The organism is Paraburkholderia unamae (genome assembly GCF_003268775.1).
Lineage (GTDB): Bacteria > Pseudomonadota > Gammaproteobacteria > Burkholderiales > Burkholderiaceae > Paraburkholderia > Paraburkholderia unamae.
This window is the reverse complement of sequence record NZ_QLSU01000013.1, coordinates 164009-178977: the sequence shown is the minus strand read 5'-3', so window position 1 is coordinate 178977 and position 14969 is coordinate 164009. Positions and strand designations below refer to the sequence as shown.

The window sequence follows — 14969 nt, the reverse complement described above, 5'->3', positions numbered from 1 at the left end:
GCGCTACAGGCTCGCCTGCCGCGAGTCGCCTTTGCCGCCGGGCTCGCCGCAGGCCAATGCTTGCGGGTCGCTCGACGGCACCGCTTCAAGAAAGCCGCGGCCCATCTCCGCCTCGAAGCGCGATGCGCTGCCTTCCCAGACGATGCGCGCATGCTCCAGCACATACACGCGGTCCGCATGCGGCAGCGCGAACCTCACGTTCTGCTCGCCCAGCAGCACCGTAATGGGCGTGGCCTTCTGCAACGCATCGAGCGCTTTCGACAATTGATCGAGAATCACGGGCGCGAGCCCGAGCGTCGGCTCGTCGAGAATCAGGAGCCTGGGCTGCGGCATCAATGCACGCGCGATGGCGAGCATCTGCTGCTCGCCGCCCGAGAGCGTGCGCGCGGTTTGACCCTGGCGCGACTTGAGGATGGGGAACAGATCGAACAGCCACGTGAGCTGACTTGCGCGCACGGCGTCGGTGAGGCGATAGCCGCCGAGTTCGAGATTCTCGCGCACCGTCATGTCGCCGAACAGCTCGCGCGTTTCGGGGCATTGCACGAGGCCCGAGCGCGCGATGGCCGCGCCGCTCATGCCGCGCAGGTCGCGCCCGTCGAAGCGGATCGAACCTTGGTACGGCACGAGGCCCGAGAGCGCGTTGAAAAGCGTCGTCTTGCCCGCGCCGTTGAGCCCCACCACCGAAACGAACTCGCCCTCGCGAACCGTGAGGCTCACGCCGTCGAGCGCGCAGGCCTTGTCGTAGAGCACGCGCACGTCGGCGACTTCGAGGATGGCCGGCTTCGCGCTGGCCGCGCCCGTGTTGCGCGGGTGCAGTTCGAGCGTGCCGCCCAGATACACGCGGCGCACGGTCTCGTTGCGCATCACCGCTTCGGCCGTGCCTTCGGCCACGTATTCGCCCAGGTACATCGCGAGCACGCGGTCGGCGAGCGCGGACAGGCTCTTGACGTTGTGATCGACCAGCAGCACCGCGCGGCCCTCCGCGCGAAAGCCGCGAATCAACTCGGAAAACGCCTCCGATTCCGCGACCGTGAGCCCGGCGAACGGCTCGTCGACGAGCACGACTTTCGGATCGCGCGCAATCGCCTTCGCCATTTCCATGCGGCGCAGGTCCGCGAACGGCAGCGTGGCCGGATGCCGGTGCATGACGGCGGCAAGTCCCACGCGCGCGGCGATTTCCTGCGCGCGCTGGTGCACGTGCGGTTCGGCGGCGAGCTTCACGAGCGAGTCGGGCAACAGTGCGAGCTTGATGTGCTCCAGCACCGTTTGCCGGTGCAGCGGGCGCGAATGCTGGAACACGATGCCCACGCCCGCGCGCGCGATGCGATGCGGCGCCCAGCCCGCCATCTCCACGCCGTCCACCTTGACCGAACCCGCATTGGGCCGCTCGATACCCATGATCAGCTTCATGACGGTCGACTTGCCGGACCCGTTCGGGCCGATCAGGCCGAGAATTTCGCCGGGCCGGATGTCGAAGCCGATGTCCTTCACCGCGACGAGACCGCCAAAGCGCTTGGTCAGCCCGCGCACCGACAAAAGCGGCGTGTCGTTCATTGGCGCTCCCTCGCGCGCAGCAGGTTGCCGAGCAGCCCGTCCGGAAAGAACAGTAGCGCGGCGAGCGCCACGGCCGCGACGACAAACGTGTTGAGCTGGCCGAGCGGACGCAGGAATTCGCCCGCGACGATCAGGAAGATCGAGCCGAGCACCGCGCCGAGTATCGTGCGGCGCCCGCCGAGCACCGCCGCGATGATGATCTGCACGCCCACGCTCAGATCCACGACCGTGCTCACCGAGGCCGTGCCTTGATAGAACACGAGCATCGCGCCGGCCACGCCCGAGAACACGGCGCTGATGCAAAACGCCACGAGCTTGTGACGCGTGACGTTGAAGCCGAGCGCCTGCGCGCCGGTCGCGTCCTGGCCGCTTGCCTGGAGAATCAGGCCGATGGCCGAGCGCGAGAGGCCGAACAGCAGGACCGCGCAAACGATCAGGAACGCGAGCGCGATCCAGTAGTTGTGGCTCGCGTCCACCGACATCACGTCGGGCACCATCATGCCGATCTCGCCGCCCGTCACGCCCGCGAAGATCACGATGGCGTTCTGTAGCAGCAGCACGGCCACGAGCGTGACGAGGCCGAAATACGGGCCGCGCAGGCGCAGCGCGGGCACCGCGAGCAGCAGGCCGCCCACCAGCGCAACGAGACCGCCCGCGATCACGCAAACGGGTATCGGCAAGCCCCAATGGGCGTCGATGATCGCCGCCGAATAGGCGCCGAGGCCGATCAGAAACGTCGGGCCGAAATTGACCTCGCCCGCGAAACCGAACAGCAGGTCCCACGACATCGCGAATACGCCGAAGTAGTAGGCAACCGTCAGCACTCCCAGGATATAGCCCGAGAGCCACCACGGCAGCGTGACCGCCGCCACGGCAAGCAGCACGGCCACCCACAGCGCGCGCGAACGAAGAAGAACGGACATGTCGATACGCTCCAGTCGCGCGCCTAGCGCCGCCCAAGGAAGCCCTGGGGCCGCACGTACACCACGAGCACGAGCAGCAGCAGCGCGGGCAAGGGCCGCAGGGTCGGCGCGACGAGATAGGCGGTGACGGTCTCCAGATAGCCAACGACATACGCGGCCATCAACGACCCCGACACGCTGCCAAGCCCGCCCAGCACGACAATGGAAAACGCGCTCGCCGTGAGCTGGCCCGCGTTGTTCGTGCTCACGCCAAGGAACGAAGCGAGCAGCACGCCCGCGATGCCCGCCAGCACACCGTAAATGCTCCACGCGAGCAGATAGATGCGCGAGAGCTCGAAGCCGAGCAGCGTGAGACCGCGCGGATTCATCGAAGCCGCGAGCAGCGCCTTGCCCGCACGCGTGCGGTTCACGAACAGCCACAGCAAGCCGATCACGGCCCAGCACACTACCGCGATCATGATTTCGTTGAATGGCACACGCACGCCGCCGAGGTTCGCCACGCCGCTGATGAGCGGGCGCATCGTCACCGGGTTGTCGGTGAAGAGCCACGCCATGCCCTGCTGGATCATGATGCCCCACAGCAGCGTGCCGGTGAGCACGAAGATTTCCTTCTCTTCGGCGGGAATGGCCGCCGAGCGCTGAATGGGCCGCACCACCATCAGATAGGTGATGAACGCCGTGACGAGCCCGGCCACTACGCCCAGCAGCGTGCCGAGGTAGGTGCCGAGACCGGCTTCGCCCGCGAGCATCCAGCCCATCAACGCCGCGACCAGCATCACGCCGCCGTGCGCGAGATTCAATATGCCCGAAACGCCGAATATCAACGTGAAGCCGATCGCGCCCAGCGCATAGAGCGAACTGATCGCAAAGCCGTCGACGAGAATCTGCAATAGCAGCATGTCCGGCCCTTCATGGTAGTCAGGATATCGATCCATGCGCGACGCGGCCCGTCGCCTCGCGAGGGGCCGTGTCGCGCGCGGTGCCGCTACGCGGCTAGTTGGCGCTTGCCTGCTGCACCTTGATGAAGGTCGGGAACTTGACCGTGCCGTTGGCCACGGACTTCGGCCAGATCGCAACCTGCTTGCCGTTCTGCCATTGCAGGTTGATGCCGGTGATATAGCCCTGACCGTATTTCAGCGCATGGGTGAACTGATCGTTCTTGCCGTAGAACTGCCAGCGTCCGATCGTGCCCACGTAGTCGGTCTTCTCCATCGCATCGACCATCTTGTCCGGGTCGGTCGAGCCCTTGTTGCGCTTGATCGCGTCCGCGAGGATGTAGACGAGGTCATAGGTCGAGAAGCCGCAATAGGCGGGCGAGACGCCGAACTTCTTCTGGTACGCGTCCGCGAACGGCACCGTCTTCGGCGTGATCGCCACGCCCGGCGCTGCGGCCGAGGCCGTGATCACGCCTTCGGTCGCGCCGTTCGTGTCCTTCCAGAAGCTCGTGGTCGTGGCCTGCGAGCTTTGGCCCGACATGGGGATCGGCACCTGCTGGTCGTGCCACTGCACGGTCGGCTGCACGCCCACGTGGCTGATGCCCGTGGTGATGGTGTCGGGATGCTTCGCCTCGATCTGGTTGAAGATCGGCGTGAAGTCGGTGGTGTCCGGATTGAAGCGGATGTGGTCGAGCACCTGGAGGCCGGCCTTGGGCAGGCATTCCATGTAGCGCTCGTCGAGCGGCTTGGTCCACGCGGCGTCCTCGCTCATCACGACCGTGGACTTCATCTTGAACTGGCCGACGAGGACGTCATGCGAAAAATCGCAGATCGACTGCGCGATGAACGCCGACGTCATCCAGCCGTGAAACGTGTACTTGTAGTGGTCGTAGTCGTCGTGAACGTGCTTCGAGATGTCGTTGCTCGCGGCGCCGGGCGTGACGAAGGGCATCTTCAGGCGCGCCGACCACGGCTCCATGGCGAGCGCCACTTCGCTGATATAGCTGCCGATCACGGCCACGACCTTGTCCTGGGTCGCGGCGCGCTGGAACGCGCGCACGCCGTCCGAGGCCGACGAGTGGTCGTCGTACGCGATGATCTGGATGGGACGGCCGTCCACGCCGCCGCTCGCGTTGATCTCGTCGGCCGCCAGTTGCGCCGCCTTGCTGATCGAGGCGCCCGCCACCGCGGACTCCTCGCTGATCACGCCAATCTTGATCGGGTCGCCGGCGGCGTGGGCGCCCACCGTGAAACCAAGCCCCGTCGCCACCATGCCCGAAGCCAGGACACGATGCAGGTTTCTCCACATTCCGTTGCTGGACATCAGGCATCTCCGATTCGGTGGGTTCGTTGAACGACCGCTGCTCGCTATGTGGCAGCTTTGAAGAATGCGCCCACAACACTATCACCCGCTTTCGGGCGCTCAATCGGTACAAACGATTACAGGAACCCTGCGCAACGGATGGTGCAAAGCGGAAAAAATATCGCCGCGCAACGTTACGGACTCCGTGCAAAACGCGACGCCTCCGCAAAGGGCGTGAGCCATTGCACTGCACGAGCGGCGGGATGGAGATGGCGGGGGAATACGGGAATGCGAGAACGCGCTCGGGCAGCACTCGGGCAGCCCGCCGACCGTGTTATTCGCGATCTTTGCCCCAGCGCCAGCGAGGCGGCTCGCCCTTGAGCCAGCACACCGCCGTAAGCGCGAGCGTCAACACGACCAGCAACGCCGCAAACACGAACGGATGCGCATGCGGCTCGAAAAATACCGCGACGAGACACACCAGCACGACATACGCGGCCAGCGTGACCCATCCCTGCCAGGTGAGGGGGAGTCCCCATCCCCAGCCATAGCGCTTGGCTCGAAACCAGTAGCCGTCGGCGCGTGTCATGTCTTCCTTCATGTTGCCCTCGTGTGCGTAGCGAACTGCCGCAACTGCGCGCATCATCGTCGCGCGTGGTTGGGTTGGCAACCGCTTTGCCGCGCGCCTTTAACCTGGCTTCCACTTCTCCCTACGCCCGCCAACGCCCATTGCGCCGCGTCTCACGCACGGGATTCGCCAAAGTTTTCGGTGCTACACTGGGCAGCGCCGCGCGGCGCATGGGTACCGCGTACCGCGTATGGTGCAGCAACGCTGCGAGTCCGCAGCCTCACGAATCGCATTCTGACGACATGAACGAATCGAGGTGCGCATATGGCGGGGACACAAACGCTGGCCGAGCGGCAAGCCGCCGGTCGGCAGGCACGCGAACGCGCGAAGCGTTCGGAGCATAACGCGATCGGCAACGTCAATCGCGATCCCATCAAACTGCTTGAAGCGAACAGCCGCGGCCGCGTGGAAGCGCTGGTTCCACTGCGCTATGGGCGCATGGCCGTCTCGCCCTTCACGTTCTTTCGCGGCAGCGCGATCTTGCAGGCGCACGATCTCGCGCGCACGCCCAACTCGGGCTTCACGTTTCCGATTTGCGGCGACGCGCACCTGATGAACTTCGGCGGTTTCGCCACGCCCGAGCGTCAGCAGGTGTTCGATCTGAACGACTTCGACGAAGTCGCGACCGGCCCGTGGGAATGGGACGTCAAGCGTCTGTGCGGCAGCCTCGCCGTCGCGGGCCGCCATATGGGCGTCGATGACGCCACCATCGGCGACATCGTGCGCGCGGCGGTGTACGAGTACCGCAACCGCATGAACGAATATTCGGAACGCAGCGCGCTCGAACTCTGGTACGAGCTCGTCACGTTCGACCGCATGATGGAGGAAGCGGCGACGGCGGAAGGCCGCCGCCTGATCCAGCGCGCGAAGGAAAAAGGCCAGACGCGCACGCACGAAAGCGTGCTGCGCAAGATGGCCGTGAAGCGCGACGACACCTGGATCATGCAGGACGCGCCGCCCGCGATGTTCCACCCCGGCGGTCCGAACTCGCTGCTCGGCAAGGACAGCAACTGGGCGGAAACAGAAAGCTGGAAGGGCAAGCTCGGCAAGACCTTCGAGGGCTATCTCGCCACGCTCGCCTCCGAGCGCCGTGCGCTGGTGCGCCAGTTCGAGCTGCACGACATCACGTTCAAGGTGGTGGGCGTGGGCAGCGTCGGCACGGTCTGCCTCGTGATGCTGATGGTGGACAGCCACGACAAGCCGCTCTTTCTCCAGGTGAAGGAAGCGCGCAAGTCGGTCGTCGCGCAGTTCTTCGGCGTGCAGGACGCGGCCCACGAAGGCGAGCGCGTGGTGAGCGGCCAGCGGCTCCTTCAGGCCGCAAGCGATCTCTTCCTCGGCTGGACCACGGGGCCGGCCGGGCGCCACTTCTATTTCCGCCAGCTACGCGACATGAAGTATTCCGCCGATGTCGAGCGCCTCGACAACACGCTGCTCCAGGGCTACGCGCGCGCATGCGGCTGGGCGCTCGCACGCGCCCACGCGAAGGCGAGCGGCCAGGCGGTCGAAATCGACGCCTATCTCGGCAGCGGCGATCCCTTCGCCGACGCGCTCGTGCAGTACGCCCTCGCCTGCGCCGTCCAGAATGAAAAGGACTACCAGACGTTCATGGCGGCATGCCGCTCGGGCAAACTTCAGGCGCGCAGCGACGAGGACATGGCCGCCGATTTCCGCATCTAGCGCGGCCGATAACAGTGGGTGACAGCTTCGGCGCGCAGCGTCACGCCGAAGCCGAATGGCACACGGCTTCCACGCGATTTCCCGCGGGATCGATGAGAAACGCGCCGTAGTAGTCGGCGTGATAGTGCGCGCGCAGGCCCGGATCGCCGTCGGAGCGCCCGCCGGCGGCGAGTCCCGCCGCGTGAAAGGTATCGACTTGCGCGCGCGTGGCGGCCTTGAAACACCAGTGCCGCTTGTTCGGCTCGATGACGCTCGCATCGAGATAAACGGCGAGGCATGTCGACTGCGTGTCCGCCGCGCTGCAACGCTCGCCGTAGCCGAGCGCGTTGGGGCGGTCATACACCTTGGTCGCGCCCAACGCGGTCATGATCGCGTCGTAGAAAGGCCGCGCCGCGTCGAGATCGGGAACACCGATCGACACATGATCGAGAAGCTGCATCGTTTCTCCTGTCACCCGTCGTGAAAGATCACGACTATAACCGGCGGGCGGCAGCGCCTCGATCGCGCCTTAAGCCGCGTGCGCCGTGCGGAACACCGATACCGCGGCGCTCAGGCGATGCGCTTCGTTTTCGAGCGACGACGCCGCGGCCGACGCCTGCTCCACGAGCGCCGCGTTCTGCTGCGTCACGAGATCCATCTGGCCCACGGCCACGTTGACCTGATCGATGCCCGTGCTCTGCTCCGAAGCCGCCGAGGCGATCTCGTTCATGATGGCGCTCACGCGCGCGATCGAGTCGACGATCTCGCCCATCGTCGAGCCCGAGCGTTCGACGAGGCCCGCGCCGGTCTGAACGCGCGAGGTCGACGATTCGATCAGCTCCTTGATCTCCTTCGCGGCGGCGGCGCTGCGCTGCGCGAGCGAGCGCACTTCGCTCGCGACCACGGCGAAGCCGCGCCCTTCCTCGCCCGCGCGCGCCGCTTCCACGGCCGCGTTGAGCGCGAGAATATTGGTCTGGAACGCGATCGCCTCGATCACGCCGACGATCTCGCCCACGCGCCGCGAGTCGCTCACGATGTCCTGCATGGTGCCCACCACTTCGCGCGAGAGCGCGCCGCCCTGCGCGGCGAGGCCCGAAGCGCCTTCGGCGAGCGAACTCGCCTGGCGGGCGTTCTCGGCGGTCTGCTTGACGGTGGAGGTGAGCTCCTCGATGCTCGCGGCCGTTTCCTCCAGCGAGGCGGCCTGCTGCTCGGTGCGTTGCGAGAGGTCCGTGTTGCCCGCGGCGATCTCGGTCACGCCCTTGTCGATCAATTGTGCGCCTTCGCGCACGGTGCCGACCATCTTGATGAGCGCGTCCTGCATCTGCCGCAGCGCGGCCTGGAGGCGGCCCATTTCGTTGTTGCTCGTGGCCGCGACCTTGCCGCTCAGGTCGCCCGCGGCGATGCGCTGGAACTGCGCGATGGCCGCGTCGACGGGATGCACGATCGCGCGCATGAGCGCGGCGCGGCCGATCCATGCACACACGAGCGACAGCACCATGCCCACGGCCACGACGATGCTCACCAGGTTGAAGCGGTCCTGCGCCTCCTGGTACTGCTGCGCGCCGTGATCGATCTGGCGCTTTTCGAGCACGAGCATGGCCTTTTCGTAGCTGTTGTAGAGCGCGGGCAGCTTGTGGCCCTGGAGTTCCTGGAACGCGGTCTTGTCACCGGCCTTGAGCGCCGCGAGCGCCGGGTCGACGCCGTCGTGCAGGAAGCTGTTGCGCTTGGCCTGCATGTCGGCGATGAGGTCCTGCTGCTCGCCCTCGCCGCTCGCGATCGACAGATAGTGGTCAAGACGATCGTTCGAGTTCTTCAGATACTGGTCGAAGCGCTTGAGCACCGCGTTCGCGGCGTCCTGGTCGCCGAGATCGGCAAGCGACGCGTAGGTGGCGAGCGCGAGCCGCAGGCGCAGCAACTGGCCCGCGCTGCCTTCGAGGTCGGCGACGGCGGGCGTATCGACGGTGTACATGGTGCGCAGCGAGGCGTTGCCCGCGCGCATCGAGAGGAGCCCGGTGGCGGCCCCGATAATCAGCACGATCCCGAAGAAGGCGATCATCAGGGTCAGGCTCGCGCGTATTGACAGCTTGTGAAGCATTCCTGGTCTCTCTCCGTGGGCCGCGCGGCTCTGGCGGCCGCACGCGTCCCAGTCTTTTTTCATCGATTGTTGCGGCGCGCTTACCCAGTGCGGCCCGGGCATTCGGGCCGATTAAGCGTCCAGTTCATATCAACGGCAGGAGAGGACGCGAACTTTATGGTTCGCGTAAAAGAAGCACGACCGTTAGCCCGGCGTCATGCGGCCGGCGGCGGATCGCCGGCTGATGCGGCTGATGCGGCCTCGGCGGCTTCGTCCATCGGCACGAGGTAGCGCAGCACGTCGCGCCAACTCACGATGCCCACGGGGCGGAACTCGCCGTCCACGATCGGGATGCACGACACCTTGTTGGTCAGAAACAGGGCCACGGCTTCGGAAAGGTTCGACTCGGGCCGCAGCGTGAGCGGCTTGCGGCTCATGATCTGATGCACGCGCTTGTTGAGCGTGCCGAGGTCGCGCGCCGATTCGACCACGCTGTCGATGAACGGGCTGATGGCGCGCAGCAGGTCGCGGTCCGACACGACGCCCTGAAGCTTGCCGTCCTCGACCACGAGCAGATGGTGAAAACTCGCCTTCGCGAAGATTTCGCGCACGGTCTCCAGCGTGTCGTCGAAACCGATGGTGACGACACGGCTCGTCATGAATTTCTCTACTTGCATAGCCTTCCAGAACCTGGGTTGATTCGCTGCCCCCGCGGCGCGGGCTTGAGCCCGTTATATCGACCGCGAAGGGGCAAAACTTCAGTCTGGAAGGCTCGGCGCGTGCTGCATCGGCCGAACATCATCGGCCGGGTTTCACGGCATCACGCTTCGAGCGCGAGCGTCGCGAAGGTGGCGAGCCAGTGCTCGCCCATATAGTCGCCGGCCACGTGATCGAGCGCGCTGGCCAGATGCGTTTGCGCCGCCGCTTCCAGCACGGCCACGCGCGCATCGCCCGCGGGCAGCGCACGCGCGAGCGCGCGCTGGCACCAGGCGCGGCTCAGGTTCAGGCCGTCGAGGTGAGCGATCTTGCCGTCGCTGCGGTCGGTCACCGTGGCCGGGGTGAAGAGCGTGACAGGCTCGCGCGCCGCGAGGTTCGGCAAGAAGCGCGTGAACCACGGTTCGAAATCGCCCGGCGTCAGCACGCGGCTCATCAGCAAGGCCACGCTCAGCGCGGGCGAGAGGAACTCGTCGCCGCCCGGCTCCCACGCCTGGCAGCCCGCGTCGTTCGCGTGCCAGCGCCGCGCCGTTTCCTCGATCAGCGTCGCCAGCGCGGGACGCGCGCTCGCCTTCGCGAAGTCGTGGGCAAGCGTGAGCGCGAAGGCGGTGTTGAAGTGTGTGCCCACTCGCAGCGGGTAGGTCGCCACCGGCAGGAACGCCTCGAAGCGCTCGACGAACCAGTCGGCGAGCGGCGCGAGCGCCGTCTTCCAGCGCTCGGCCTGCGGCAGCTTCAGCGCGTCGACCTGCGCCGCCAGCGCGAGCAGCCACGCCCAGCCGTACGGGCGCTCGAAGCCGAGGTTGTGCGGCAGCGTGAGGTAGGCCATCTCGCCGGCCATCTTTTCCGGCGTGAAGTGCTCGTCCACCACGGCGACGATCTGCGCGGCCTCGGGCAAATCGGGGAAGCGCTCCAGCAAATGCAGCACGAGCCAGTAGCCGTGCACGCACGAGTGCCAGTCGTAGCTGCCGTAGAACACCGGGTGCAGGGCGCGCGGGCCCTGCACGTCCTGCGGGCCTTCGAGCGAGTGGGTCAGCTTGTTCGGGTACTCGCGCGTGAGGTGCGCGAGCGCGAGGGTGGCGAACTTCGAAGCATGGGCAGCGGTGAGGTGTGTGGTCATCGTGATCTCATCAGAACCGGAAAACGAAGCAGTACATCAGCAGGGTGTTGACGATCAGCAGCAGCACGGCGGTGGGCCATTGCGCCTTGATCACGCCGTTCTTGTCGCTCAGTTCGAGCAACGCCGCCGGGACGACGTTGAAGTTGGCGGCCATGGGCGTCATAAGCGTGCCGCAGAAACCCGAGAGCATGCCGATCGCTCCGAGGATCGCGGGATTGCCGTGGAATTGATGCACGATCAACGGCAGGCCGATGCCGGCCGTCATCACGGGAAACGCGGCGAACGCGTTGCCCATGATCATCGTGAACAGCGCCATGCCGAAAGTGTAGGCGGCGACGACCGCGAACGCCGAATTTTGCGGAATCCAGTTCGTGACGAGTTCCGACACCACATGGCCCACGCCCGCGGCGGCGAACAGCGCGCCGAGCGCCGCCAGCATCTGCGGCAGGATGGCGGCCCAGCCCACGGCGTCCATGGTGTGCCGCGCGCCCTTGAGCGCGTGCACGGGCGAGTCGCGCAGCATGGCGAGCGCCACGCCGAACGCCACCAGCGTGGCGAGCACGAGCGAGATGAGCGTGACGTTCTTCGCTTCGACGAAGGGCACGGACTTGAGCGTGAGCGTGCCGACGAGCGTGACGACGGGAATCAGCAGCGCCGGAATGAACAGGCGGCTGCCGAAGCGGCGGGCGCTTTGCTCGCGGCGGGCGGCGGCCTGTTCGCTGTCGCCGCCCGATGGGCTGCGGCCGAGCTTGCCGGAGCCCGCGATCAGCGCAAGCGCGATGGCGAGGCACCCCATGACGAAATGCGGCAACTCGCCGCCGAACAGGAACGTGACGGCATACACGCCCCAGAACACGAAGTTGATGACGCGGCGCGGATTCGCGCGGTCGAGCAGATTGAAGACGGCGAACGACGCGAACATCAGGCCCGCGACCACATAGAGCGATTCGAGACGGATCACGAGGCGGCTCCCTGGCGGCTTGCCGCAGCCGCTGTACCCGTTGCGCCCGCCACCTTCAGGCGGCGCGAGAGGTTGTGATCGAGCAGCTTCAGACGCACGCAATGGATGATGAGCGCCGCAAACGCCGTGGGAATCGCCCAGACCGACACCTGAAGCGGTTGCACGATGATGCCGTTCTGCTCCAGGAAGCCCTTGATGAGCAGGATCGACTGGATCGCGATAAAGATGTCCTCGCCGAAGAACACGGCGATGTTGTCCACCGCCGAGGCATTCGCGCGGATCTGCTGACGCACGGCGTCCGGCACTTCGCCGTAGCGCTTGGTGGCGGCCGCTTCGGCCATCGGCGCGATGAGCGGGCGCACCATCTGCGCGTGGCCGCCGAGCGACGTGAGGCCGAGCGCAGCCGTGAACTGGCGCACCACGAAGTAGAGCATCAGCACGCGCCCGGTGGTGGCGGCCTGCACGCGGGAAATAAGTTGCTTGGCCTGCTCGCGCAAGCCGTTGCGCTCGAGCAGCGCGATCACGGGCAGCGTGAGCCAGACGAGGCCCATATAGCGGTTGTCGGCGAACGCCTTGCCGAACGCGCTCACGATCTCGACCGTGTGCAGGCCGCCCGCCAGCCCGGTCGCAATGCCGGCCGCCGTGACGACGAGCAGCGCGTTCAGGCGCAATGCAAAGCCGATCACCACGATCGGCACCCCTATCAGAACCAGCATCTCTCCTCCGCTTCATGTGTTCGCGGCGGCCTCGCGGGACCGCACGCGCGAGCGCCGTTTCCCCGTGGCGCTCAATGCAGCCCGGGAATCTATCACGACAATTTATCGATAAATAGTCGATAAAGTCTGTATACGGGAAGTCCCTGGGACCGTGACGGACAGGATGAAGACGGGAGAGATCGCACCGCGAAGCCGCGCGAATGGGCGGGCGCGCTGGGTTGGCAGTTAGTTGCATCGACGGGACGGAAAGCGGCGCAAGACCGCCGCCCTCAGCCCGTTTTCTCAGGCTTGCAGATTGAACGCAGCCTGCTGCTGCGCCTCATCGGGCGCGTCGTGGAACGACAGTTCCACGCCTATGCGTTCGCCTTCACGCACCCGGCTGATCGCATGCTTGAGGTTCACGCGGTAATAGCCGCTGCTGCCCTTGAATGGCCGCTGGCCCGTGGCGATGATGGCCGCGTCGCCCGCACCGAGCGGCACGACCATCGGCCGCGACTGCATGCGCGGGCGCTGTTCGGTCATCACGAATTCGCCGCCCGTGAAGTCCTTTCCCGGTTGCGTGAGCAACGTGATTACCTGTAACGGAAACACATGCTCGCCATGGTTGCGTTGATGCAAGGCGAGATAGTCGTCGGCGCGCAGCCGGTTCACATGCGATTGCGCCTTCGTCTGTCCCACCTGCCGGTTGCGCGCCAGAAACGCCTCCGGTTCCTCGGGGTATCGATACGCCACGTTCAACGCCTCGTTCCAGCGGTTGGCGACGGGCGCGAGATGCCGATAGAAAACCGTGCGCCATTGCGCCCAGGGCTGCGGCAACTGCGCGTCGAAATAGACCAGATCGCCGCGCCCGAGATCGGCCGAGTCCAACGCCATGCGGCGCAATGCATTTGACGCCCTCGCTGCTCGCGCGAGTTCGTGTGCATGGCCCGCATCGAGCAGGCGGGGCAATACCGCATAGCCTTCGCTGTCGAGTTGCGCGGTAATCGCGGTCCAGTCGAGCTTGCCGATCGTCGTGGCAAATGAAGTCATGGGCAAAGATCGATCCGGTTTAAAAGCCTGGGAGCGTGGCGGTTTGCGGCGCGGCGGGCGCGGCCCGAATCGCCTTCTCGTGTTCGAGCAGCCAGCGCTTGCGCTCCACGCCCCACGCGTATCCCTTCAGGTCGCCGTTACTGGCAATCACGCGATGGCACGGCACCACGATGGCGATGGGGTTCGCGCCATTGGCCGCGCCGATGTCGATGGCCGCACGCGGGTCGTCGAATCCCAGCTCGCGCGCCAGCTTGCCGTAGCTCGTGGTGCTGCCGGCCGGAATGCGGCGCAACGCCGCCCAGACCTTGTTTTGCAGATCGGAGCCCGCCATCGCGACCGCCAGCGTTTCGAGCGCGCGCCATTCGCCCGCAAAATAGCGGGCCATCGCGTCCGCGATCGGTGCGGGCGCGGCGCCCTCGGCCAGCGCGCCGCTGCCGTAACGCTCGCGCAAACCGCGATGCAGCCGCGCGCGATGATCGGCGAATTCGAGCGCGTGCAGCGTGTGCCGCGCATCGCTCACCAGCATGATGTCACCGAGCGGCGACTCGATATGGCTCAGAAACAGTTGCATGATGCGGTCCTCTCGCGTCGAACTCCGGCGCTAGCGCGAATCGTGAAAGATCAGGCCCACCGTATGGCGCTTTCCGCTGCGCACCACGCTGACGCCGTGCCGCATGGCCACCTTGCGCCGGCCGCCGCGCCGGTTCGTGGCCGGCCGCTGGTTGACGGTGAACACCACCGCGTCGCCCTGCGTGAGCGGCACCACCTCGGCGTGCTGGCCGCCCGGCGCGCTCTCGGTCATCACGAACTCGCCGCCCTCGAAGTCGTCGCCGGGGCGGGAAAGCAGGATCGCCACCTGAAGCGGGAACACATGCTCGCCATAGAGGTCCTGGTGCAGACAGTTATAGTCGCCAGGACCGTATTCGAGGATGAGCGGCGTGGGGCGCGTTTGCCCGGCGCGGTGGCACTGGTCGAGAAACGCGGAGAGTTCTTGCGGGTATTGCGCGTCGATACCCATTTCGCGGTTCCAGCGATTGGCGATCGGCGCGAGGTACGGATATAGCGCTTGCCGCAGACGCTGAAGCAGCGGCGGCAGCGGATACGCAAAGTATTTGTATTCGCCGCGCCCGAAATTGTGGCGCGCCATCACGATACGCGAGCGAAAGCCGTCGTCCCGCGCATACAGGGCGGCGAGTCTCGCGCATTGCTCGGGCCTGAGCACGCGAGGCAGCACGGCATGGCCGCGCGCATCGAGCGATTGCTCGATCTCGCCCCAGTCGTACAGTTCTGAGTCCGGTTGTTCCGCTCTCATTGCTCCGGCATTCATCGCATCGGTTCCTCCGCTGGCCGCGCCTGGTT

The 14969-nt window shown here is 66.2% G+C and carries 15 protein-coding genes; 1 reads left to right on the top strand and 14 read right to left on the bottom strand.

The window, feature by feature from the left end; all coding sequences use genetic code 11:
• Positions 1-3 precede the first annotated feature (3 nt).
• The 5 genes from C7401_RS22305 to C7401_RS22285 form a co-directional block, all read right to left on the bottom strand.
• Positions 4-1554, bottom strand: coding sequence for an ATP-binding cassette domain-containing protein (locus C7401_RS22305; RefSeq protein WP_112173568.1), 1551 nt, complete (start codon positions 1552-1554; stop codon positions 4-6).
• Positions 1551-2477, bottom strand: a complete 927-nt coding sequence (locus C7401_RS22300) for a branched-chain amino acid ABC transporter permease (protein WP_112173567.1) — start codon at positions 2475-2477, stop codon at positions 1551-1553. The genes C7401_RS22305 and C7401_RS22300 overlap by 4 nt, the downstream gene beginning before the upstream one ends.
• 23 nt (positions 2478-2500) lie before the next feature.
• Positions 2501-3376, bottom strand: a complete 876-nt coding sequence (locus tag C7401_RS22295; protein ID WP_112173566.1) for a branched-chain amino acid ABC transporter permease — start codon at positions 3374-3376, stop codon at positions 2501-2503.
• A gap of 94 nt (positions 3377-3470) precedes the next feature.
• Positions 3471-4736: an ABC transporter substrate-binding protein gene (locus C7401_RS22290; RefSeq protein WP_112173565.1), complete on the bottom strand. Its 1266-nt coding sequence runs from the start codon at positions 4734-4736 to the stop codon at positions 3471-3473.
• Between the two features lie 313 nt (positions 4737-5049).
• Positions 5050-5316 (bottom strand): hypothetical protein, encoded by a 267-nt coding sequence (locus tag C7401_RS22285; RefSeq protein WP_372460399.1) that lies wholly within the window; start codon positions 5314-5316, stop codon positions 5050-5052.
• 291 nt (positions 5317-5607) lie between these two features.
• Here C7401_RS22285 and C7401_RS22280 point away from each other — a divergent pair, with 291 nt between their 5' ends.
• Entirely contained in the window at positions 5608-7020 is a 1413-nt protein-coding gene (locus C7401_RS22280) for a DUF2252 domain-containing protein (protein ID WP_112173564.1), read from the top strand.
• A 40-nt stretch (positions 7021-7060) separates the two neighbouring features.
• Here the strand turns inward: C7401_RS22280 and C7401_RS22275 are convergent, their stop codons facing one another.
• From C7401_RS22275 to C7401_RS22235, 9 genes are all read right to left on the bottom strand, one after another.
• On the bottom strand, positions 7061-7459 hold the full coding sequence (locus C7401_RS22275; RefSeq protein WP_112173563.1) for a VOC family protein: 399 nt from the start codon (positions 7457-7459) through the stop codon (positions 7061-7063).
• A 69-nt stretch (positions 7460-7528) separates the two neighbouring features.
• Entirely contained in the window at positions 7529-9094 is a 1566-nt protein-coding gene (locus C7401_RS22270) for a methyl-accepting chemotaxis protein (protein WP_112173562.1), read from the bottom strand.
• Between the two features lie 194 nt (positions 9095-9288).
• Positions 9289-9750, bottom strand: a complete 462-nt coding sequence (locus C7401_RS22265) for a CBS domain-containing protein (protein WP_112173561.1) — start codon at positions 9748-9750, stop codon at positions 9289-9291.
• 143 nt (positions 9751-9893) lie between these two features.
• Positions 9894-10904 (bottom strand): DUF2891 domain-containing protein, encoded by a 1011-nt coding sequence (locus tag C7401_RS22260; protein WP_112173560.1) that lies wholly within the window; start codon positions 10902-10904, stop codon positions 9894-9896.
• Between the two features lie 10 nt (positions 10905-10914).
• Positions 10915-11865 carry a DUF979 domain-containing protein gene (locus C7401_RS22255; RefSeq protein ID WP_112173559.1) on the bottom strand — a complete coding sequence of 317 codons (951 nt, stop codon included), beginning with the start codon at positions 11863-11865 and terminating at the stop codon, positions 10915-10917.
• Complete coding sequence (locus tag C7401_RS22250; protein WP_112173558.1) at positions 11862-12581, bottom strand: DUF969 domain-containing protein; 720 nt, start codon at positions 12579-12581, stop codon at positions 11862-11864. The genes C7401_RS22255 and C7401_RS22250 overlap by 4 nt, the downstream gene beginning before the upstream one ends.
• Positions 12582-12863: 282 nt before the next feature.
• Entirely contained in the window at positions 12864-13610 is a 747-nt protein-coding gene (locus C7401_RS22245) for a 2OG-Fe(II) oxygenase (protein WP_112173557.1), read from the bottom strand.
• 19 nt (positions 13611-13629) lie between these two features.
• Positions 13630-14181, bottom strand: coding sequence for a methylated-DNA--[protein]-cysteine S-methyltransferase (locus C7401_RS22240; protein WP_112173556.1), 552 nt, complete (start codon positions 14179-14181; stop codon positions 13630-13632).
• A 30-nt stretch (positions 14182-14211) separates the two neighbouring features.
• Entirely contained in the window at positions 14212-14922 is a 711-nt protein-coding gene (locus C7401_RS22235) for a 2OG-Fe(II) oxygenase (protein ID WP_258397187.1), read from the bottom strand.
• Positions 14923-14969 lie beyond the last annotated feature (47 nt).